The following is a 21,375-nucleotide window of genomic DNA, read 5'->3' on the forward strand; positions in this document are numbered from 1 at the left end:
ACCGCCTTCGAGGGCAGCCCGCGCAGGTACTTCTGGCTTACATTCTCGAACATTACTTCGACAATTGCCATTCGCCGTTCTTCACTTCAACCATGCGGAACGCCGACAGGTCCAGGCCCATGTGGTCTTTGGCCGACATGTTGAAGACACCGGTGGTGCCGACAAAACCCTTGGTCGTTTCCAGCGCCGTGCGCACTTTTTCGCGGTCCGTCCCCCCGGCGCGCTTGATGGCGTCGACCGACAGGTTCAGGGCATCGAGTGCATAGCCGCCAAAGGTCGACGGATCGATCTTGTAGCGCTCTTTATACGTCTTGTCATAGCCGACCACGATGGCCTTCTGCGCGTCGCTGTCCGGCAGCATGGCGCCGATCAAGAGCGCTGGCGTTGGCAGGCGCACGCCTTCGGCGGCCTTGCCCGACAGCTTCAGATACTCGTCCGACGCGACGCCATGCGACTGGTACAGCGGCAGCGCGGACATGCCCAGCTGGCCGTAGTTTTTGGTCACCACGGCCGGACCCTGGCCCAGGCCGAAGACGAATACGGCTTGCACGCCAGCGGTATTCTTGATGCGCGTCAGCTGCGCCGTGATGTCCGTGTCTTTCGGGCCGTAGGTTTCATCGGCCACCAGGGTGATGCCATATTTGGAGGCGACGATCTGCGATTCCTTGCGGCCCGAGGCGCCGAAGCCGCTCGTTTCCGACAGCAGGCCCACCTTGCTGATGCCGCGCTTCTTCATGTCCTCGAACACCTTCTCGGCCGCCATGCGGTCCGTATGCGGCGTCTTGAACACCCATTTCTTGACCGGATCGATGATCACCACGGCGCCTGCCAGCGAAATGAACGGCATGCTGGCGCGCTCCACCAGCGGCGCCATCGCCATCGTCGCACCGGTGGTGGTGCCGCCGATCAGTACATCGACCTTGTCCGACTCGATCAAACGCTTGGTAAAACCGTTGGCCTTGGCCGCATCGCTGCCATCGTCGTAGTGCACCAGCTCCAGCTTGCGCCCCAGCACGCCGCCGGCCGCATTGATTTTCTCGATATACAGCTGCAGGGTTTTCAATTCAGGGTCGCCCAGGAAGGCGGCAGGTCCCGTGACGGACAGCACGGAACCGATCTTGATGTTCTCGGCCGCATACGCGCCCGCAGCGGACATGGCCAGTACGCCGGCGATCAGGGTTTTCTTGAAGATATTGGCAATCATTATGGTCTCCACCAGGTTGGCACTACGGTCAATGTATGGTTGGCGCTTTTTTACCAGCCTGCGCCTTTTTTACTTTTTTATACGCGTTCAATTACCACAGCAATACCCTGCCCCACGCCGATGCACATGGTGCACAACGCATAGCGCCCGCCAGTGCGTTCCAGCTGGTTCAGGGCCGCCATCACCAGGCGCGCACCCGATGCGCCCAGCGGATGGCCGATGGCAATCGCGCCGCCATTCGGGTTCACGTGGGCCGCATCGTCCGCCAGGCCCAGGTCGCGCGTGACGGCCAGCGCCTGCGCCGCAAACGCTTCATTGAGCTCGATGACATCCATCTGCCCGATGGTGAGTCCTGTCTGCGCCAGCACCTTGCGCGAGGCGGGCGACGGGCCAAAACCCATGATGCGCGGCGCCAGACCAGCCGTGGCCATGCCCAGCACTTTTGCGCGCGGCGTCAATTTGTATTTATCCACGGCGGCGGCGGACGCCAGCAAAATCGCGCAGGCGCCATCGTTCAAGCCAGAGGCATTGCCAGCCGTGACCGTGCCATCCGGCTTGACCACGCCCTTGAGCTTTGCCAGCATGTCCAGCGAAGTATCGGGACGCGGATGTTCATCCATCGCCACCATCTTCGGCTCGCCTTTTTTCTGCGGCACGGCAACAGGCACGATTTCGCGATCGAAGACGCCAGCCGCGTTAGCGGCCGCCCAGCGCTGCTGGCTGCGCAAGGCCAGCGCATCCTGATCGGCGCGGCTGATGCCAAATTCCACGGCCACGTTTTCCGCCGTTTCCGGCATGGTGTCGATGCCGTACTGGGTTTTCATCTTGCTATTGACGAAGCGCCAGCCCAGGGTCGTGTCTTCAATTTTCGCCGCGCGCGAGAATGCGCTGTCAGCCTTGCCCATCACGAAAGGCGCGCGTGTCATGCTTTCCACGCCACCGGCAATGATCAGCTCCGCCTCGCCCGCCTTGATGGAGCGGGCCGCCATGCCGACGGCGTCCAGGCTGGAGCCGCACAGACGGTTGATGGTATTGGCCGGTACGGCTGCCGGCAAACCGGCCAGCAGCGCAGCCATGCGGCCCACGTTGCGGTTGTCTTCGCCCGCCTGGTTGGCGCAGCCGTAGAACACGTCGTCGATGGCGGCCCAGTCGATGGAAGGATTGCGGGCGATCAGCGCGGCAATCGGCAGCGCGCCCAGGTCGTCGGCGCGCACGCTGGAGAGTGCACCGCCATAGCGGCCAAAGGGAGTGCGCACGGCATCACAGATAAAGGCTTCGTTCATGTTTGCTTCCTTGTTCGGGCTATCAGGGGAAAAGCTTCGGGCGCTGGTCGACCACGCGGCGGGCCTTGCCCGTCAGGGTGCGTTCGATGCCGGCGGCGGCCACCAGGCGCACGCGCGTGCTCACGCCCACATGCGTCTTGATGCGGTGTTCCAGCTCGCGCGCCAGGCCATCGGTCTCGCTGGCCGAGATGGTGGCGGTGAGATCGATACGCAGCTCGGCGATCACTTCGAGCTTGTCGAGGTGGCCGTCGCGCGTGACCACCAGCTGGTATTGCGGCGCCAGCTTCGGCATCTTCAAAATCAGCTCTTCGATCTGGGTGGGGAAGACGTTCACGCCGCGGATGATCAGCATGTCGTCCGAGCGGCCCGTGATCTTGCCGATGCGGCGCATCGAGCGCGAGGTGGGCGGCAGCAAGCGGGTCAGGTCGCGCGTGCGGTAGCGGATGACAGGCAGCGCCTCCTTCGACAGCGAGGTGAAGACCAGTTCACCCTCCTCGCCATCCGGCAGCACTTCGCCCGTTTCCGGATCGATGATCTCGGGGTAGAAATGATCTTCCCAGATGACGGGACCGTCCTTGCTTTCGATGCATTCCGACGCCACGCCAGGCCCCATTACTTCGGACAGGCCATAGATGTCGACGGCGTCGATGCCGGCGCGCGCTTCGATTTCCGCACGCATGGCGTCCGTCCACGGCTCGGCGCCGAAGATGCCCACCTTCAGCGACGATTCGGCCGGATCGAGACCCTGACGCGTGAATTCCTCGATGATGTTGAGCATGTACGACGGCGTGACCATGATGATCGATGGCTTGAAATCCTGAATCAATTGCACCTGCTTTTCCGTCTGGCCGCCCGACATCGGGATGACGGTGCAGCCCAGGCGTTCAGCGCCGTAATGCGCGCCCAGGCCGCCCGTGAACAGGCCGTAGCCGTAGGAGATATGCACCATGTCGCCCGCGCGGCCACCGCCGGCGCGGATCGAGCGCGCCACCACGTTGGCCCAGGTATCGATGTCGTTCTGCGTGTAGCCAACTACCGTGGCCTTGCCCGTGGTGCCGCTCGACGCGTGGATGCGCACCACTTGCTCGCGCGGCACGGCGAACAGGCCGAACGGATAATTGTCGCGCAAGACCTTCTTGTCCGTGAACGGAAATTTCGACAAGTCGGACAGCGACTTCAGGTCGTCCGGATGCACGCCCGCTGCGTCAAAAGCGGCGCGGTAATGTGGCACGTTGTCATACGCGTGCTTGAGCGTCCATTTCATGCGTTCGAGCTGCAGCGCCTGCAGTTCATCCTTGCTGGCGCGCTCGATCGGCTCGAGGTCATTCGGGGCGGGAATTCGTTGGACCATCATTGTCTCCTAATTGGTTCTTTAACTATTTAAAGCTGCAGCGGCAGTTCAAGCCTGCTCTTGTACCTTCAATCACTAATGACTTCGCCCGCCACGCGGATCGACTTGCCGCGAAAGAGCGCGATGGCGCGGCCATCCTGGTTGCTGACCTTGACGTCGTAGACGCCGCTCTTGCCGGCCAGCGCCTGTTCGACGGCATGCGCTGTGAGCACGTCGCCTTCGCGTCCCGGCGCCAGATAATCGATGCTGCAGCCGGCGCCCACGGTATTCATGTTGTAGCTGTTGCAGGCAAACGCAAAGGCGCTGTCGGCCAGGGCAAAGATAAAGCCGCCGTGGCAGGTCTGGTGGCCGTTGAGCATGTCGGCGCGCACCGTCATCGTCATGCGCGCATGGCCGGGGCCCACGTCAGCCAGGGCGATGCCCATGGCGGCGGTGGCGTTATCGCGCGACAGCATCGAGGCGGCGGCCGCTTCGGCCAGGGCTTGTGCGGTCATGTTGTGGTCCTTATTTGACATATCATTCGGCATGAAACGTCGCTCCAGTGGCAAGTTTGCGGCGCAGCAGCGGCGAGACACGGTAGCGGTCTTCGCCATAGCCTTGTGCCAGGTGGTGCAGCACGGTCACGATCTGCCGGACGCCCACCGCATCGGCCCATGCCAGCGGTCCGCGCGGATAGTTGACGCCCTTCTGCATGGCGATATCGACGGCAGCCACCGTGCACACACCCTGGTTGACGGCGTCGGCCGCCTCGTTGGCCAGCATGACGACCGTGCGCATGACGGCCAGGCCAGGCACGTCGTCCAGGCGCGTGACGATGAAACCGGCCGCCTGGAACAGGCCGACGGTAGCTGCGTAGGCGGCATCGCTGCACTGGTCGGCACGCGCCACGGCAATGCGCTTGGCACCGGCGTAATCGAGCGCCAGGTCGAACAGCACCGTGTCCGGATGCTGGTTGTCGTGCGCGCGCTGGGTGGCGCTGCGTCCGTCCGTGAGATAAATCGCGGCGCCGTTGCAATGCAGGGCCGGCGCTTCGTCGTGAGCCTGGCCTTCCTGCGTAACGCGGCGGCTAACGGTGATGCCGGCCTGCTCCAGGCGCTGCACCAGGCTGCGAATGACGCCACTGTGGCCACGGCCATCGCCACCGATGGCGGCCGACAGGGCGACGAATTCCGGGGTCGCTTGCGCGCTTTCCGCCTGCGCCACGGGGGCCGGCGCGCCTTCGCCGTACAGATAAAAGCCACGGCCCGATTTGCGGCCGAGGAAACCGGCGTTGACCATTTCCTGCTGCAGCACGGACGGCGTGAAACGGGGGTCGTTGAAGTAGGCGCCGAACACGGATTGGGTGACGGAGAAATTCACGTCGTGGCCGATCAGGTCCATCAACTCGAATGGGCCCATGCGGAAACCGCCCGCTTCGCGCAGGACGGCGTCGATGGTGGCAGGGTCGCCCGCCTGTTCGTTCAGCAAGCGCCAGCCTTCCGCGTAAAACGGACGGGCGACACGGTTGACGATGAAGCCGGGCGTCGATTTCGCATGCACGGGGTTCTTGCCCCAGGCGATCGACGTGTCATACACGGCGGCGGCGACTTGCTCGCTGGTGGCCAGGCCACTGATCACTTCGACCAGCGCCATCAGGGGCACAGGATTAAAGAAGTGCATGCCGACCAGGCGTTCAGGGCGGCGCAGCTTGGCGGCGATGGCCGTCACGGAAATCGACGACGTGTTCGTCGCCAGGATGCAGTCGTCGCTGACCAGCGCTTCGAGTTCGGCGAACAGGCTGCGCTTGACGTCGAGGTTTTCCACGATGGCTTCCACCACCAGGGCGCAATCGCTCACGTCGGCCAGGCTGCCGGCCGCCTGCAGGCGCGACGTGGCGGCAGCCGCTTCGTCAACCGTCATGCGGCCCTTTTCGGCCAGCTTCGCATACATCTTGCCGATGTCGGCCAGCGCCTTGCTGACGGCGTCAAAGCGCGTATCGTACAGTTTGACTCTGTAGCCGGCGGCCGCGGCCACCTGTGCGATACCGGCGCCCATGGCGCCGCTGCCGATGACGGCGACGATACTGTTGTGTGCCAATGCGGTCATGTCAGTGTCCCTTGAATTGCGGTGCGCGCTTTTCCATGAAGGCGGCCACGCCTTCGCGGTAATCGTCGCTCTGACCGAGATCGCTCATCATGCGCGCTTCCAGCGCCAGCTGCTGCGGCAAGGTATTGGCGCCACTGGCGGCCAGCGCCTGCTTGGTGTACGCCAGGCCCCTGGTCGGCGCGCTGGCAAAATGCACGGCCAGCTTGCGCGTTTCTTCCGCCAATTGGGCATCCTCGACGCATTTCCAGATCAAGCCCCAGTCTTCGGCTTTTTCGGCCGTCAGTTTTTCGCCGAGCATGGCCAGGCCCATGGCGCGCGCCGATCCGATCAAGCGCGGCAAGAAGAAGGTGCCGCCCGTGTCCGGGATCAGGCCCAGCTTGCAGAACACTTCGACGAAGCTGGCCGACTTGCCGGCGATGACGATGTCGCAGGCCAGCGCCAGATTGGCGCCCGCGCCGGCGGCCACGCCATTGACGGCGCAAATCACGGGCATCGGCAAGGCTTTCAGGGCCAGCACCAGCGGCGCGTAGTTCTTTTCCACCGACTCGCCCAGGTCCACGCTTTTCGAACCCGGTTCGACGGCGCGGTCGGACAGGTCCTGGCCCGCGCAAAAGCCGCGGCCCGCGCCCGTCAATACGAAGACGCGCACGGCGCTGTCGGCGTTGACTTTCGCAAGCGCATCGCGCACTTCCTCGTGCATGGCTTGCGTGAAGCTATTGAGCTTGTCGGGACGGTTCAGGGTGAGCGTCGCGATACCCTGCTCGATGGTGAAGAGGATGTTTTGGTAGGTCATGGCGTGTCTCGTATTTTTAGTTGTCAACCCAAGCGCAAGGAAGGTCAGTTCCTGCGGAATCGTCATTCGCCCCACTGGGACGAATGACCCCGGCGGGTCCGACCCCAGTCTTCGCTTGGGGTCTGATGTTATTCAGCCTGGTCGAAGTCGACCACGACCTTGTCTGTGAGAGGGAAACTCTGGCAACTGAGGACGAAGCCGCGCGCCACTTCATAGTCTTCCAGCGCGTAGTTGACGTCCATTTCGACTTTGCCGTCGAGGATCTTGCAGCGGCAGGTCGAGCACACGCCACCCTTGCACGAGTAGCGCATGTCCAGCCCGGCGCGCAGGCCCGCGTCGAGGATCGATTCCTTGTCCTTGTCCATCGTGAAGGTGGTGTGGTTGCCATCCATGATGACGGTCACTTCCGTTTCCTGCACGGCGTCGGCGGCCAGCTGGGCGCGCGGCTTGTGGGCATTTTTCGGGATGCTGGCGGCGAACAGTTCGATCTTGATATTCTGCTTGGGCATGCCGGCTGCCTGCAGGGCGGCGGAGACACCGAGCATCATGTCTTCCGGGCCGCAGATGAAGGCGTTGTCGTAGTCTTCGACCTTGATCCAGTGCTGCAGAAATTGCTCGCATTTTTCCTGCGTGATGCGGCCGTTGAACAGTTCGATGTCCTGCTGCTCGCGGCTCATCACGTACACGAGGTTCAAACGCTCCAGGTACACATCCTTCAGATCCGTCAATTCTTCCTTGAAGATGACGGACGACGAGGCGCGGTTACCGTAGAACAGGGTGAAGCGGCTCAGGGGTTCCGTCAGCAAGGTCGTCTTGATGATGGAGAGGATGGGCGTGATGCCGCTGCCGGCCGCGAAGGCCAGGTAGTGCTTGCGGTTGACGCAGTCGAGCGGCACGTTGAAATGGCCCATGGGTGGCATCACGTCGATGGTGGCGCCGGCCTTCAGGGTGTCGTTCGCCCAGGTCGAAAATGCGCCGCCCGGCGTGCGCTTGATGGCCACGCGCAGTGTGCCGTCCTGCACCGCGGAACAGATGGAATACGAGCGGCGCACGTCTTCCGCATTGATATTGGCGCGCAGGGTCAGGTGCTGGCCCTGCTGGAAGCGGAACTGCTGCTGCAATTCAGCTGGCACGTCGAACGTGACGGCGATGGTGTCGCGCGTTTCGTTGCGCACGTTGGCCACGCACAGCGGATAAAATTTACTCATGCTTCATCTCCAGTTTCTTCGGAACGTGTGCCTGATTTTTTTAGTGGCACTTGAAGTAGTCAAACGGTTCGCGGCAATCGATGCATTTGTACAGGGCCTTGCACGGCGTGGAGCCGAACTGGCTGGTCAGCTGCGTATGCGTCGAGCCGCAGTTCGGGCAGATCACGTCCAGCTTCGGCATGGGCTGACGCTTGACGCCACCCGCTGTTCCTCTACCAAGGCCGCTGATGTCGATCACCTGCTGCTGCGGCGGGGCGATGCCATAGCCTTTCAGCTTGGCCTTGCCCGCTTCGCTCATCCAGTCCGTGGTCCACGCGGGCGCCAGCTGATTCACCAGGGTCACCTTGGCCACACCGTGGCTGCGCAAGGCTTCCGTGACGGCATCGGCGATCACCTGCATGGCCGGGCAGCCCGAATACGTGGGCGTGATCGTCACGATGCACTCTTCGCTGCTGACCACGTCGACGGCGCGCACGATGCCCAGGTCCACCACCGAAATGACGGGGATTTCCGGGTCCGGCACGTCACCGAGCCAGGCCCAGACCTGGGCGGCGTCCAGCGCCGCGGCGCCAGCGACCGTGTTCATTACCACTCCGCCCCGGGATAGGCGCGCTGCAGGAACTGCATCTCGGCCAGAATAAAACCCAGGTGCTCCGTGTGCGTGCCCTGCTTGCCGCCCTTTTGCATCCAGGCGTCGGGCGCCGGCATGGTCAAGGTGGCTTCGGCGAATATCTCGGCCACGTGTTCGAGGAAAGCGCGGCGCAGCACGTCCGATGGCGGCGCGATGCCGGCGGCAACCATGGCCTGGTCGACGGCGTCATACGTGAACATCTCGCCCGTGTACATCCACAGCTGGTCGGCGGCGGCCTGCGTTTTCGCGTGGCTGTCCGCCGTGCCGTCGCCGAGGCGCACGATCAGGTCGCCGCTGCGGCGCAAGTGATAGGTCACTTCCTTGATCGACTTTTGCGCCACCTCGACGATGCGCGCATCCGCCGATTTCGTCAGTTCCAGCAGCTGGAAATAGTGCCAGCTGTCGAAGAAGAACTGGCGCATCATCGTGTCGGCGTAATTGCCGTTCGGCTGCTCGACCAGCAGGCAGTTCTTGAAGTCGTGGGCGTCGCGCAAAAAGGCGATGTCGTCCTCGTCGCGGCCCGCGTTTTCCAGTTCGGCCGCATAGCTGAACCACAAACGCGTCTGACCCAGCAAGTCCAGCGCCACGTTGGTCAGCGCCATGTCTTCTTCCAGCGCCGGCCCCTTGCCGCACAGCTGCGACAACTGCTGGCTGAGGATCAGGGCGTTGTCGCCCAGGCGCAAGAGGTAATTGACCTTGTCATCCATTACAGGCGCTCCCATCACAGGTTCTTGACTTCTTCCGGCATCGGGAAGAAGGTGGGATGGCGGTACACCTTGCTGTTCGACGGTTCGAACAGGGCGCCCTTGTCGCCGGGGCTGCTGGCAACGATATCGGCCGCGCGCACCACCCAGATGCTCACGCCTTCATTGCGGCGCGTATAGACATCGCGCGCATGGTTGACCGCCATGGTGGCGTCGGAAGCGTGCAGGCTGCCCACATGCTTGTGCGCCAGGCCGTGCTGGCTGCGGATGAAAACTTCCCACAATGGCCATTCTTTGCTCATGTTGCTATCCCCTATCTGTCTTATGTATTTACGCTGCCGCTTTGCTAGCAGCTTGCTTGTCTGCATACGCGACCAAGGCATCGCGGAACCATGCGCCGTCTTCGTACGCTTTGACGCGCGTTTGCAGGCGTTCGCGGTTGCACGGGCCATTGCCCTTCAGGACGTTGTTGAACTCGGACCAGTCGATCTCGCCGAATTCATAATGGCCCGTTTCCGCATTGAATTTCAGGTCGGGATCGGGCACGGTCAAGCCCAGGTATTCGATTTGCGGCACGGTCTGGTCGACCATGCGCTGGCGCAATTCGTCGTTCGAGAACAGCTTGATGCGCCATTGCGCCGACTGGGCGCTGTTGACGGAGGCGGCGTCGGACGGGCCGAACATCATCAACGAAGGCCACCACCAGCGGTTCAAGGCATCCTGCGCCATGGCTTTCTGCTCGGGCGTGCCCTTGCACAGCGACATCATGATGTCGTAGCCCTGGCGCGCATGGAACGATTCTTCCTTGCACACGCGGATCATGGCGCGCGCATACGGACCGTAAGAGCAGCGGCACAGGGGAATCTGGTTGATGATGGCGGAACCGTCGACCAGCCAGCCGATGGCGCCCATGTCGGCCCACGACAGGGTCGGATAATTAAAGATGCTGGAATACTTGGCTTTGCCCGAGTGCAAGGCTGCCAACAAGTCGTCGCGCGACACGCCTAACGTTTCCGCGGCGCTGTACAGGTACAGGCCGTGACCCGCTTCGTCCTGGATCTTCGCCAGAAGGATCGACTTGCGCTTCAAGGTCGGCGCGCGTGTGACCCAGTTACCTTCGGGCAATTGGCCGACGATTTCCGAGTGCGCGTGCTGCGAAATCTGGCGGATCAGGGTTTTGCGGTAGGCGTCCGGCATCCAGTCCTTGGCCTCGATCTTGATGCCTTCGTCGATGCGCGCCTGGAAAGCGCGCTCTTCCTGGCCCATGTCGTCGAGGGAACGGACGTTCTTGAGGCCGGTTTCAACCATTTGTGCGTACATGATCTGTCTCCCATGTCTTTGATTTTGCGCAGCAACGCGGTGCGATGAACAGATAATACGATACAAAAAACGATTTGCATACACTTGATATGAATCATTTTAAAATTTCGTATCTTGTGCGGGTTTTTTGTGCGTATGATATTGCTTATGAGAAAACACTACGAAGCGCCACCCGCGCTTCCGGCAAATTATTGCCGCGCTACCCGCGCAGCCAAGTAAACTGCTGCTTTTATTGATTCGACCGCAACACGGCCAGACCGGAACCACATGAAGAACACCCGCTGCACAGCATGGATAGCCGATTTCCTGGAAAGCGACCCACCGCGCTCGAAGTCCCTGGTGATGACCATCTTTGGCGACGCCATCGTGCCGCGCGGCGGCGCCATCTGGCTGGGCAGCCTGATCGAACTGCTGGCGCCATTCGGCGTCAATGACCGGTTATTGCGCACCAGCGTATTCCGCCTGGCGCAGGAAGGCTGGCTCAGCTCGCAGCGCGACGGCCGCCGCAGCGCCTATACGATACGCCCGGAGGCGCTGGCCCGCTTCGAACGCGCCTACCGCCGCATCTATGCGCCGCTGGTCGTGCACTGGGATGGCAGCTGGACCCTGGTGATCGGGCCGGCCGGCAGCATCGGCGCCGCCGAGCGGGGGGCGCTGCGCAAGGAATTATTGTGGGCCGGATATGGTTTGATTTCTCCCGGCATCTTTGGCCACCCGGCCAGCAATGCGGAGGCGCTGGAAGATATCCTCGTGCGCAATGAGGTGCAGGGCAAGCTGTATGTTTGCCACACCACGGAATTGCCGGGCGTCAGCACGCGCCCGCTGCGCGACATGGTGGGCGACTGCTGGGACTTGTCGGAAGTGATGGCCGGCTACGAAAAATTCATCGCCAGCTTCCAGCCCCTGCTGACCCTGCTGCAGGAAGAACCCGTGTTCGATGCGGAGCAGGCGTTCGTCATCCGCTCCCTGCTGACGCACGCCTACCGCCGCGTGCAACTGCACGACCCGCAACTGCCCGTCGAGCTGCTGCCCGAACCGTGGCCCGGCACGCAAGCCTACGCATTGGCGCGCGACCTGTACCGCATCACGTATGCGGCCGCCGAGGAACATATCCTGGCTACCCTGCGGCGCGAGGATGAGCAGGCGCCGAATGTCGAGCCGTGGTTCTACGAACGATTTGGCGGTCTGAACACCTGACAAAACGTCCATGGCGGCGTTGCAGGGCCTGGGCGTACGTTCGTACTGCCTGCGACCCTGCGCCTTGCCCTGAACATTTTTCAGGCGTTCAGGAATAAGTTACTGTCTGCTCACTGTTTCACCACTACTTGCTTCGCTCCCGCCAGCAAATCCTGCCCCAGCTTTTCCAGCGCATTGGCCTGCACCAGCATGGTGTCGAGTATGGCGACGTTGAACGTGTATTCGGCCGGCGTCGTATAGCCGGGGAAACGTATGATGCGCAGCAATTCCTGTAAGGTCGTGCCCTTGCCCAGGTGCGCCAGGGCGTCGCTGAGGGCGCTGACTTTCTTTTCCAGTTCGCGTATGTGTTTGCCGTTGTCATCCATGATGCTCTCCTCATGTTGGAGCTATCACGTTAGCAAAGCATGTCCGCCGTCGTTTGCGCCAGCACAAAGGCGCCGCTAAAACGGGTATCATCGCGCCATTGCACACGATGCAAAACCCATACGTTTTTATCAGGAACACACATGACCATTAAAATCAGCCAGCAATTCGACGCCGGCGCGATCGAGGTGCTGCGCGCCGACGATGCCCACTCCATCGAGCTGAACATCCGCAAGGATTCCCACGCCGACATCACGCAGTGGTTTTACTTCCGCCTGCAAGGCGCGCAAGGCGAAGCGTGCACGATCCGCTTCATGAACGCCGGCAAGTCGGCCTACCCGGACGGCTGGAAAGATTACCAGGCCGTCGCCAGCTACGACCGCGAAACCTGGTTCCGCGTGCCGACCAGCTTTGACGGCACCGTGATGACCATCGAACATACGCCGGAAGAAGAAAGCGTGTACTACGCCTACTTCGAACCGTATCCATGGGACCGCCACCTGGCCCTGATCGACAGCGCGCAAGCGTCGCCGCTGGTGCGCCTGATCGACCTGGGCAGCACGGTTGAGGGCCGCGACATGAATCTGCTGGTGGTCGGCGACGCCGATGCCGAGAAAAAAGTCTGGGTCATCGCGCGCCAGCATCCAGGCGAGACGATGGCCGAATGGTTTGTCGAAGGCATGCTCGAAGCCTTGCTGGACCAGGCCAATCCGTTTGCCCGCCAGTGCCTGCAGGACGCCGTCTTCTACGTGGTGCCGAACATGAACCCGGACGGTTCCGTGCACGGCAACCTGCGTACCAACGCGGCCGGCGCCAACCTGAACCGCGAATGGATGACGCCAACGATGGAGCGCAGCCCGGAAGTATTCCTGGTGAAACAGAAGATGCATGAAATCGGCTGCGACCTGTTCCTCGACGTGCATGGCGACGAAGGTCTGCCATATGTATTCGTGGCTGGCAGCGATGCGCTGGAAAATTTCACGCCAGCACAAAAAGCCGAGCAAGACCGCTTCATCGCCGACTTCAAGGTGGCCAGCCCCGACTTCCAGGATGAGCACGGCTACGAAGACGGCCCGTTCACGCCGGAAGTGCTGACCATGGGTTCGCCCCACATCACGCACGCCTTCGGCTGCCTGTCGCTGACCCTGGAATTGCCGTTCAAGGACAATGCCAACGATCCCGACCCGCAAACGGGCTGGAGCGGCGCCCGCAGCGCCGCCCTGGGTGCGGCCGTGCTGCAACCGATTCTGTCCACCTTGCGCGCCTGAGCGCCAGGGCCGAACCGGCCCGCTTGATCCCATGCCCCGCTCACCGGGGCATTTTTTTGCCCGCGCGGCCAGCGTTTGGGAAGCGTGCCGAGGCAGCACCTGCCGCCAGGCATCGAACAGCTTGCGCCTCAGCCGCCCGCCACCACCATGCTCTCGATGAGGATGGAACCCGTCTCTTTGGTGCCGCGGCGCAAAGCGTCGGCACCCACGGCCACGATGTTGCGCAGCATGTCCTTCATGTTGCCGGCGATGGTGATTTCTTCCACCGGGTATTGGATGACGCCATTTTCCACCCAGAAACCGGAGGCGCCGCGCGAATAGTCGCCCGTCACGTAGTTCGTTCCTTGTCCCATCAATTCCGTCACCAGCAAGCCCGTGCCCAGCTTTATCAGCATGGCGCTAAAATCGTCGCTGGCGGCCGTCAGCTTCGAGGTCAGGTACAGATTGTGCGAACCGCCCGCGTTGCCCGTCGTCTGCATGCCCAGCTTGCGGGCCGTGTAAGTCGACAGGAAATAGCCTTGCACCACGCCATCCTTGACGACGTCGCGGCTGACGGTCTTGACGCCCTCTTCGTCGAACGGCGCGGAACCGACGCCGCCGATCACATGCGGGTCCTCAAATATCTGCACGTGCGAGGGCAGCACTTGCGTGCCCAGGGAATCGTTCAGGAACGTGGACTTGCGGTACAGGGCGCCGCCCGAAGTCGCTTGCACATAAGTACCGAGCAAACCGGCCGCCAGCGGCGCTTCGAACAGCACGGGGCAAGTACGCGTGCCCAGTTTGCGCGCGTTCAGGCGCGACAGGGCGCGTTCGGCGGCGTAGCGGCCGATGGCTTCCGGGCTAGCCATTTTGGCGGCGTCGCGCACGGACGAATACCAGTCGTCGCGCTGCATCTTGGCGCCCTTGCCGGCGATGGGCGCCACGGACAGGGTGTGGCGAGAGAATGGATAGCCGCCGATGAAGCCGCGCGAATTGGCGGACACAAAGTGCGATTGCTGCACGTGCACGCTGGCGCCCTCGCTATTCGTGATGCGCGGGTCGACGGCAAACGCGGCCGCTTCGGCCCGCTGGGCCAGCACGACGGCTTCCTCGGTGGAAATGCGCCATGGATAAAACAGTTGCAAGTCGCGGGGAGACATTTCCAGCATGTCGGCGTCGGCCAGGCCGGCGCAATCATCCTCGGCCGTGAAGCGGGCGATGTTGTAGGCGGCGTCCACCGTGGCGCGCAGGGCGGCAGGAGAGAAATCGGAGGTGCTGGCATTGCCGCGCTTCTTGCCGACAAAGACGGTCACGCCCATGCCCTTGTCCTTGTTTTGCTCGATCGTCTCGATCTTGCCTTTTCGTACAGAAACGGACAGGCCACCGCCTTCGCTGACTTCGACGGCAGCGTCGGTGCCGCCCGCTTCCCGCGCAAAAGACAACACATCACGGGCCAGTTGCTGCAATTGCTCTTGACTATGGGTAAATACGGAGTCGTTCATGCGCTGTTTTCTTCGGAAAGCCGCTAAAAAGGTTATCATAGCAGTCGTTTACAGTTTACAGGTGCGGCCTACGCGGCCAATCCCGCCTTATCATGCCAAATCCAAACCGGGGAGCTTGCGGCTTCCAATCGACCGAATTCGAACAGGAATATGAACGTCCTTCGAAGTCGGAACTCAAACGCCAGATGACCGTCCTGCAAAAGCTGGGCGAAGAACTCGTCAATGAGGCACGTGACCGCGTCAAGCGCGTCCCGATGCCGGAAGACGTGCGCGACGCCATTCTCGAATGCCAGCAAATCAAGGATCACGAAGGCCGCCGCCGCCAGTTGCAATACGTGGGCAAGAAGATGCGCACCCTGGATGAGGAAGAAGTTGCCGCCATCCAACGTACCATCGATAGCTGGAAAGGCTTGTCGAAAGCCGACACGGCCAATATGCACGCGATGGAACGCCGCCGCGACAAGCTCTTGACGGATGACAAGGCGTTGACCGTCTTGCTGTCGGAAAACCCGGAACTGGACGTGCAGCACCTGCGCACCCTGATCCGCAATGCCCGCAAGGAGCAGGCCGAAAACAAGCCGCCCAAGGCCTACCGCGAAATCTTCCAGATCTTGAAAGAGATCGCCAAGAAGAACAACGGCGGCAAGAAAGATGCCGACGAAGATGACGTTGAAGGCGAAGACGACGAGTAAAAAAACTGGGGTCAGACCCGGCGGGTCTGACCCCGAAAGTAGCTAAAAACCGGGATCAGCCCGGTTTTTTTACGACATAAACAGGTGCCCCATGACCACAATAGAAGACGAATTGATTATCGGCCTCGTGTCGATCTCGGACCGCGCCAGCGGCGGCGTGTATGAAGACCTGGGCATCCCGGCCCTGGAAAGCTGGCTGTCCGCCGCCATCCGCACGCCATTCCGCCTGGAAAAGCGTTTGATCCCGGACGAGCGCTCGCAGATCGAAAACACCCTGATCGACATGGTCGACCTGAGCCACTGCCATTTGATACTGACGACGGGCGGCACGGGACCGGCGCGGCGCGATGTGACGCCAGACGCCACCTTGTCCGTCGGGACCAAGGAAATGCCCGGTTTCGGCGAACAGATGCGGCAGATCAGCCTGCAATTCGTGCCAACGGCAATCCTGTCGCGCCAGGTAGCCGTGATCCGCGAGACGCCCGAGCGCGCCGCCCTGATCATGAACTTGCCGGGCCAGCCGAAAGCCATCAAGGAAACCTTGGAAGGCTTGAAAGATGCCGACGGCGTGCAACTGGTCAACGGCATCTTTGCCGCCGTGCCGTATTGCATCGACCTCATCGGCGGTCCCTACATGGAAACCGACCCGGCCATCTGCAAGGCCTTCCGTCCCAAATCGGCGCTGCGTCCGGCGCAACCTTTACCTGAGGAAAACACATGAGCACCTTGCTGGAAACCATAGAACTCGACAGCGCACCGAATCCCACCGTCTCCATCATCTGGATGCACGGCCTGGGCGCCGACGGCAACGACTTCGTTCCCCTGGTGAAAGAACTCGATTTGCGCGGCTGTCCCGCCATCCGCTTCATTTTCCCCAGCGCGGGCACCATGCCCGTCACCATCAACAACGGCTACGTGATGCGCGCCTGGTACGACATCCGCGAAAACGACCTGGTGCGCCGCGAAGATGAGGGTGGACTGCGCGCCTCGCAAGCCCAAATTGAAGCGCTGATCGCGCGCGAAAAGGCGCGCGGCATTCCTGCCAGCCGCATCATCCTGGCCGGTTTCTCGCAAGGCTGCGCCATGACCTTGCAAACGGGCTTGCGCCACGCGGAACCGCTGGCTGGCCTGATGTGCCTGTCCGGCTATCTGCCCCTGGCCGACAAGACGGCGGCCGAACGCACCCCGGCAAGCCTGGAAACGCCGATCTTCATGGCACACGGCACGGCCGACCCCGTGGTACCGGTCGGCCGCGCACAGCAGTCGCGCGACTTGCTCACCGGCATGGGTTACAAGGTGGAATGGCACGAGTACATGATGCAGCACTCGCTGTGCCAGGAAGAGATCGACGCCATCGGCGCGTGGCTGAAAAAAGTGCTGGCATAAAATAAAACAGGGGCGGTGTGCGCCGCGCCTGTTGTCTTGCGAAACGCCGGGAACGATCAGTTCGCCGGCGTTTTTTCATTCCAGATTTTCAGCATGTCGGGCGATGCTTCCGAACGGATGCCATTGTCCGTCAGTATCGATTCCGTCGCCGCCAGCATGTCCTTGCGCGGCACGACGACCATTTCCGCATCGCGCTGCTGGAAGCGGAACGTCAGCAGCTCATCCGTCTGGTCGCGCAGCAAGGCCACCAGGTGCGCCAGGCTGCGCACGCGTACGCCATTGACGGAATCGACGACTGAGAAGAAACGCGTACTGTAGCCATTCATCAGCTTGTGCGGGAAGAAGGGCGCGGCGATCACCACCAGTTCGTCGCGCTCGCTATCGGGCGCATCGCCGCGCCGCGTGGCCAGCGGATTGCCGGCAAACGCCATGCCGCCCAGGATTGCCGGGTTGCCATTGGGCGCGGCCATGAATTCCGTCGTGGCGCGTGAAAACACCATCGGGCCGAAGATGAAATAGGATGGGTAATTGCCCTGCAGGCCGGCGATCAGCATCGGATGCGCGGCCGAGACGGGCACCTTGATTTTCAGGGGCGCACCCTGGCGCACCACCGTCAGCGGCAATTCGCCGTCTTTCGCCAGCTGCTGCACCCGGTACTGGAAGCGCACGCGGCTGTTGGCATTCAGCTTGACCATGCCCTGGTTATCGATGGGAAAGTCGCCGATATGCGTGATGACATCCCACTCCTTGAGCGGATAAGCCGCATCCTTGCTGGCCGGCGACATCACGACGGCGCCCTCGACGCCCTTGGCCAGCTTCAGATAGGTGCGCAGCGCGGGGTTTTCCAGTGTTTGCGTCACGTCGCGCATGGCCGGCTTGCCCTTGGGCGCGCCACTTTCCTGATCGCGCAGGAACAGCTCGATTTCCTCGTTGGGGATGATATAGCCGATATTTTGCGCATTGAGCATGCCGGCAAAGGCCAAGCCGATCATCTTGTCGCCGGCAATCACGGGGCCGCCGCTATTGCCCGGATTGATGGCCGCATCGATCTGGATGCGCAGGCCAGAGACGGGAAAGTTGTAGCGCACGAATTCGATGCGCGAGACGATGCCCTTGGTGATCGACAATGAGGTGCCGCCCGTCGGATAGCCATATGCCAGCACGGCATCGCGCACGTCCGGCAAGACATTCGCGCGCGGCACGGCTTTGTGGCTGGAAAAAAAACTGTCGTCGTCGATTTTCAGCAAGGCCAGGTCCATGCCACGCGAGATGGCCAGCACGGTCGCAGGGATCTTGTCGCCGGCGCCATTGGCCTGGATCTGCACCTGGCTGGCATAGCCGACCACGTGCGCATTGGTGAGGATGCGGCGGCCTTCGATGACGACGCCGGAACCCGTCACCTCTTGCGGCGCGGCCTTGCTCCAGGGTTTATAGGGGTCCGGCCCGCGCAGGGTGGAAAACACCTTGACGACGGAGTTTTCCAGGGCGGAAGCACTGGCGCTGGCGGCCGTCTCGGCGGCCAGCGCACGCACCGTCATCAAGGGGCCAAGGGCCAGTATCAGCAAGATACGGCCCATCAGGGTGAAGCACGGACGAGTTTTCATTGAGCTTGTTGGCAATGGAAGGGAAGTAAAATTATATATTGAATAATTTCAACTTCATTACACTTTGTCCATCTTTGCCGAAGAAGTCCTCTAAACTCCTCTCGTCATGCGGGCAAGGGCGTCACGCCCAAGGCCGGCACGGCCGTCTGTGCGCCATTCATCACCATGGCCAGGAAGGTGTAATAGCCATTGATGCCCATCAAGTCGACCACGCCGTGCTCGCCAAACAGCGCCAGCGCCCGCGCATACGTGGCGTCGCTGACCCGCTTGTTCTGCTGCAACTCGATGCAAAAGTCGTGCACGGCTTGCTCATCTTCTTTCAAGGCAAGCGGCACGCGCCGTTCAGCAATGGCGTCCACGGCCGCTTGCGCGATGCCGTTCTGCACGGCCAGGGGCGCGTGTATGGCCCACTCGACTTGCTGGTCCCACTGGCGCGCCGTCACGAGGATCGCCAGTTCCGACAGCCGCGTGCCGATGGCGCTGCGGTAGCGCAAATACTCGCCCATGCGCTGCGCCGTTTCCATCAGCTCGGGGCTGCGGATCAGCGGCACGAAGGGGCCGTACAGCGCCCCGCGCGGGCCATCGATGATGGCTTGCGCGGCCGCGCGCTGCTGCTGGTCAAGCTGGTCCAGCGGCAACGGCGGCAAGCGGTCGATATCGCTACCGGCCATCAGGCAGTCCAGGCGACCACGTCCTGCTGCTGTTCGCCCAGGCCGGGGATGCCCAGGCGCATGCTGTCGCCTTTTTTGAGAAAACGCTGCGGCTTGCGGCCCTGGCCCACACCCGGCGGCGTGCCCGTGGCGATGACGTCGCCCGGTTCCAGTGTCATGAATTGCGACAGGTAGCTGACGATCTGCGCCACCGTGAAGATCATGGTTTGCGTATTGCCAGTCTGCATGCGCTTGCCGTTGACTTCCAGGTACAGGTCCAGGTCTTGCTCGTCGATGATTTCATCGCGCGTCACCAGCCACGGGCCGATGGGGCCGAAGGTGTCGCAGCCCTTGCCTTTATCCCATTGGCCGCCCCGTTCCAGCTGGAACGAGCGCTCGGAGATATCGTTGACGACGCAATAGCCAGCCACGTATTTCAGGGCGTCTTCTTCGCTCACGTATTGCGCGCGCGTGCCGATGATCACGCCCAGTTCCACTTCCCAATCCGTCTTTTTCGAGCCTTTTGGCAACACGACATTGTCGTCCGGGCCATTCAGGCAAGTAATGGCCTTCATGAAGACGATGGGTTCGGCCGGGATAGCCATGCCGGATTCGGCCGCGTGGTCCGCGTAGTTCAGGCCAATGCCGATGAACTTGCCGACTTTCGCCAGCGGCACGCCGAAGCGTGGATTGCCGCGCACCAAAGGCAAGGTCTTTTCGTCGAGCTTGGCCAGCTTGCGCAGGGCTTTGTCGGACAGTTGTGCGCCGTCAATATCGGCAATCACGCCGGACAGGTCGCGCAGTTTGCCTTCTTCATCGATCAGGCCCGGTTTTTCCTTGCCTGGACGTCCATAACGAACGAGTTTCATAGTCTTCCTTGGAGTTGATCATTGCCGCTGTGCAGGCTGCCATTTTACCGGATGGTCCGGCACGCCTGCAGCGGTGAATGAAAAACATCGCAAGTCCCGGCAGTTGCAAGGCCGCCAGCACGCCAAACGCGACCTGGTAGGCCTGCGGCGGATACTGCTGCTGGCTGTTCAGGGGCCAACAGCCGAGGATCAGGCCAAAGCCCGCCTGCACCAGGAAAGCGCCCGTGAAAATGAGCAGATTGAGGCAGGTGGCCGCCCTGCCCGTCAAGCTGGCCGGCATGCTTTGCGCGACGATCGCATATTCGAGGCCCGTCACCGTGCCCAGCAAGGTAAACAGCACGGACAGCAACGACAGGCTGGGCACCACATTGCATGCCATCGCCACTTGCACGGCGACAAACAGGACGATGCCGGCGCCCGCCACTTGCATGGGTTCAATCGCGCGCCTCCCGGCCCATTCCGTCAGCATGCCCATGCCGATGGCGCCGAAGATGACGGCCGCCATGCCCAGGTACAGCAGATACGCCACGTTGTCATCGGACAAGCCGCCCACATCGGCCAGCCAGCGGCCTATCCATAAACCCTGCACGCCAAAGAACACCGTGTGCGGCAGCAGGATCAGCGCGATGGTGCGGCGAAAGGCCGGGTCACGATAGACACTCCACACGCTGACCTTGCTCATGGTTACGGCAGGCGCGAACATGGCCGGCGACAGCAGGCGGATCAGCAAGCCGATGGCCAGCGCCGCCAGCGCCAGGCCCAGGAAGACGCCGCGCCAGTCCGTATAGTGCAGGGCCAGCTTGACGGGCATGGTAGCCGTGGCCGCGCCCAGTCCGCCCACGGCGATCAGATAGCCATGCACGGACGGCAGGCGGGCTGGGGCGATGGCGCACGAAATCGCTTTCACGGCGGCCATGAAACAGCCGCCCAGGCCCGCCCCCATCAAGGCGCGCGCCCACATCAGTTCGGCAAAGCTGTGGCCCCGGCTGAACAGCCACACTCCCAGCGCTGCCAGCGCCAGCAGCCACAGTTGCACCGTGCGGGGGCCGTAGCGATCCAGCGCCATGCCAACCGGCAATTGCACCAGCGCAAAGGCGAGAAAAAAAGCGCTGGTCAGCAGGCCCAGCTGGGCTGGCGTCAGGGCGATGGCGCCCAGCAACTCGGCCGTCAGCACGGCATTCACGCCGCGCAGCAGGCACGACAGGTAATGCCCGAGCGCGAACGGCAGGAACACGAGGCAAAACACGGCCACGCCGGAGCGGGAAAAAGCGCCGGCGCCGTGCATG

Annotated in this window: 22 protein-coding genes; 5 read left to right on the forward strand and 17 right to left on the reverse strand. The window is 62.2% G+C overall.

All coding sequences use genetic code 11. The features are described 5' to 3' along the window. Window positions 1-52 precede the first annotated feature (52 nt). The 11 genes from FG13_RS15630 to paaA form a co-directional block, all read right to left on the reverse strand. Window positions 53-1,204 (reverse strand): ABC transporter substrate-binding protein, encoded by a 1,152-nt coding sequence (locus tag FG13_RS15630; RefSeq protein WP_035822304.1) that lies wholly within the window; start codon window positions 1,202-1,204, stop codon window positions 53-55. Between the two features lie 77 nt (window positions 1,205-1,281). After that, window positions 1,282-2,487: a 3-oxoadipyl-CoA thiolase gene (gene pcaF, locus FG13_RS15635; RefSeq protein WP_035822306.1), complete on the reverse strand. Its 1,206-nt coding sequence runs from the start codon at window positions 2,485-2,487 to the stop codon at window positions 1,282-1,284. A gap of 22 nt (window positions 2,488-2,509) precedes the next feature. Next, window positions 2,510-3,838 (reverse strand): phenylacetate--CoA ligase PaaK, encoded by a 1,329-nt coding sequence (paaK, locus tag FG13_RS15640; protein WP_035822308.1) that lies wholly within the window; start codon window positions 3,836-3,838, stop codon window positions 2,510-2,512. Between the two features lie 68 nt (window positions 3,839-3,906). Further along, complete coding sequence (gene paaI, locus FG13_RS15645) at window positions 3,907-4,332, reverse strand: hydroxyphenylacetyl-CoA thioesterase PaaI (RefSeq protein ID WP_442905204.1); 426 nt, start codon at window positions 4,330-4,332, stop codon at window positions 3,907-3,909. A gap of 22 nt (window positions 4,333-4,354) precedes the next feature. Beyond that, a complete protein-coding gene (gene paaH, locus FG13_RS15650) occupies window positions 4,355-5,923 on the reverse strand; it encodes a 3-hydroxyacyl-CoA dehydrogenase PaaH (RefSeq protein WP_035822313.1) in 1,569 nt (522 codons plus the stop codon). 1 nt (window position 5,924) lies between these two features. Further along, window positions 5,925-6,716: a 2-(1,2-epoxy-1,2-dihydrophenyl)acetyl-CoA isomerase PaaG gene (gene paaG / locus FG13_RS15655; RefSeq protein WP_035822315.1), complete on the reverse strand. Its 792-nt coding sequence runs from the start codon at window positions 6,714-6,716 to the stop codon at window positions 5,925-5,927. 128 nt (window positions 6,717-6,844) lie between these two features. Further along, window positions 6,845-7,924 (reverse strand): 1,2-phenylacetyl-CoA epoxidase subunit PaaE, encoded by a 1,080-nt coding sequence (gene paaE, locus FG13_RS15660; RefSeq protein WP_035822317.1) that lies wholly within the window; start codon window positions 7,922-7,924, stop codon window positions 6,845-6,847. 40 nt (window positions 7,925-7,964) lie between these two features. Continuing rightward, window positions 7,965-8,510: a 1,2-phenylacetyl-CoA epoxidase subunit PaaD gene (paaD, locus tag FG13_RS15665; RefSeq protein WP_035822320.1), complete on the reverse strand. Its 546-nt coding sequence runs from the start codon at window positions 8,508-8,510 to the stop codon at window positions 7,965-7,967. After that, complete coding sequence (gene paaC, locus FG13_RS15670; protein WP_035822324.1) at window positions 8,510-9,262, reverse strand: 1,2-phenylacetyl-CoA epoxidase subunit PaaC; 753 nt, start codon at window positions 9,260-9,262, stop codon at window positions 8,510-8,512. The genes paaD and paaC overlap by 1 nt, the downstream gene beginning before the upstream one ends. A 14-nt stretch (window positions 9,263-9,276) precedes the next feature. After that, window positions 9,277-9,561 (reverse strand): 1,2-phenylacetyl-CoA epoxidase subunit PaaB, encoded by a 285-nt coding sequence (gene paaB / locus FG13_RS15675; protein WP_034746356.1) that lies wholly within the window; start codon window positions 9,559-9,561, stop codon window positions 9,277-9,279. Window positions 9,562-9,589: 28 nt separating this feature from the next. Further along, window positions 9,590-10,579 carry a 1,2-phenylacetyl-CoA epoxidase subunit PaaA gene (paaA, locus tag FG13_RS15680; RefSeq protein WP_035822327.1) on the reverse strand — a complete coding sequence of 330 codons (990 nt, stop codon included), beginning with the start codon at window positions 10,577-10,579 and terminating at the stop codon, window positions 9,590-9,592. 267 nt (window positions 10,580-10,846) lie between these two features. Between paaA and paaX the strand changes: the two genes are divergently transcribed. Beyond that, window positions 10,847-11,776 carry a phenylacetic acid degradation operon negative regulatory protein PaaX gene (paaX, locus tag FG13_RS15685; protein ID WP_035822329.1) on the forward strand — a complete coding sequence of 310 codons (930 nt, stop codon included), beginning with the start codon at window positions 10,847-10,849 and terminating at the stop codon, window positions 11,774-11,776. A gap of 110 nt (window positions 11,777-11,886) precedes the next feature. On the opposite strand, the gene FG13_RS15690 is transcribed toward paaX, so the two are convergent. After that, window positions 11,887-12,141 carry a hypothetical protein gene (locus FG13_RS15690; protein ID WP_035822331.1) on the reverse strand — a complete coding sequence of 85 codons (255 nt, stop codon included), beginning with the start codon at window positions 12,139-12,141 and terminating at the stop codon, window positions 11,887-11,889. Window positions 12,142-12,282: 141 nt separating this feature from the next. Here FG13_RS15690 and FG13_RS15695 point away from each other — a divergent pair, with 141 nt between their 5' ends. Then, the gene (locus FG13_RS15695; protein WP_035822333.1) at window positions 12,283-13,407 is read left to right on the forward strand and encodes a M14 family metallopeptidase; all 1,125 of its coding nucleotides are present in this window, start codon (window positions 12,283-12,285) and stop codon (window positions 13,405-13,407) included. 128 nt (window positions 13,408-13,535) lie between these two features. Here FG13_RS15695 and pmbA read toward each other — a convergent pair whose 3' ends face one another. Then, window positions 13,536-14,888, reverse strand: coding sequence for a metalloprotease PmbA (pmbA, locus tag FG13_RS15700; RefSeq protein ID WP_035822334.1), 1,353 nt, complete (start codon window positions 14,886-14,888; stop codon window positions 13,536-13,538). Window positions 14,889-14,980: 92 nt separating this feature from the next. Here pmbA and yjgA point away from each other — a divergent pair, with 92 nt between their 5' ends. The 3 genes from yjgA (at window position 14,981) to FG13_RS15715 (ending at window position 16,966) form a co-directional block, all read left to right on the forward strand. Next, on the forward strand, window positions 14,981-15,580 hold the full coding sequence (gene yjgA, locus FG13_RS15705) for a ribosome biogenesis factor YjgA (RefSeq protein WP_035822337.1): 600 nt from the start codon (window positions 14,981-14,983) through the stop codon (window positions 15,578-15,580). A gap of 91 nt (window positions 15,581-15,671) precedes the next feature. After that, window positions 15,672-16,301: a molybdopterin adenylyltransferase gene (mog, locus tag FG13_RS15710; protein ID WP_035822340.1), complete on the forward strand. Its 630-nt coding sequence runs from the start codon at window positions 15,672-15,674 to the stop codon at window positions 16,299-16,301. Next, entirely contained in the window at window positions 16,298-16,966 is a 669-nt protein-coding gene (locus FG13_RS15715; RefSeq protein WP_035822342.1) for an alpha/beta hydrolase, read from the forward strand. The genes mog and FG13_RS15715 overlap by 4 nt, the downstream gene beginning before the upstream one ends. A 56-nt stretch (window positions 16,967-17,022) precedes the next feature. Here FG13_RS15715 and FG13_RS15720 read toward each other — a convergent pair whose 3' ends face one another. The 4 genes from FG13_RS15720 to FG13_RS15735 form a co-directional block, all read right to left on the reverse strand. Continuing rightward, window positions 17,023-18,570: a S1C family serine protease gene (locus FG13_RS15720; RefSeq protein WP_235211744.1), complete on the reverse strand. Its 1,548-nt coding sequence runs from the start codon at window positions 18,568-18,570 to the stop codon at window positions 17,023-17,025. A 104-nt stretch (window positions 18,571-18,674) separates the two neighbouring features. Then, window positions 18,675-19,241, reverse strand: coding sequence for a carboxymuconolactone decarboxylase family protein (locus FG13_RS15725; RefSeq protein ID WP_035822346.1), 567 nt, complete (start codon window positions 19,239-19,241; stop codon window positions 18,675-18,677). After that, the gene (locus FG13_RS15730; protein ID WP_035822348.1) at window positions 19,241-20,089 is read right to left on the reverse strand and encodes a fumarylacetoacetate hydrolase family protein; all 849 of its coding nucleotides are present in this window, start codon (window positions 20,087-20,089) and stop codon (window positions 19,241-19,243) included. Before FG13_RS15730 ends, FG13_RS15725 begins: the two co-directional genes overlap by 1 nt. Further along, the gene (locus tag FG13_RS15735) at window positions 20,034-21,374 is read right to left on the reverse strand and encodes an MFS transporter (RefSeq protein WP_051959131.1); all 1,341 of its coding nucleotides are present in this window, start codon (window positions 21,372-21,374) and stop codon (window positions 20,034-20,036) included. The genes FG13_RS15730 and FG13_RS15735 overlap by 56 nt, the downstream gene beginning before the upstream one ends. Between the last annotated feature and the right edge of the window lies 1 nt (window position 21,375).

Origin of the sequence: Janthinobacterium sp. RA13, from assembly GCF_000745325.1 — a bacterium.
Classification (GTDB): Bacteria; Pseudomonadota; Gammaproteobacteria; order Burkholderiales; family Burkholderiaceae_D; genus Janthinobacterium; species Janthinobacterium rivuli.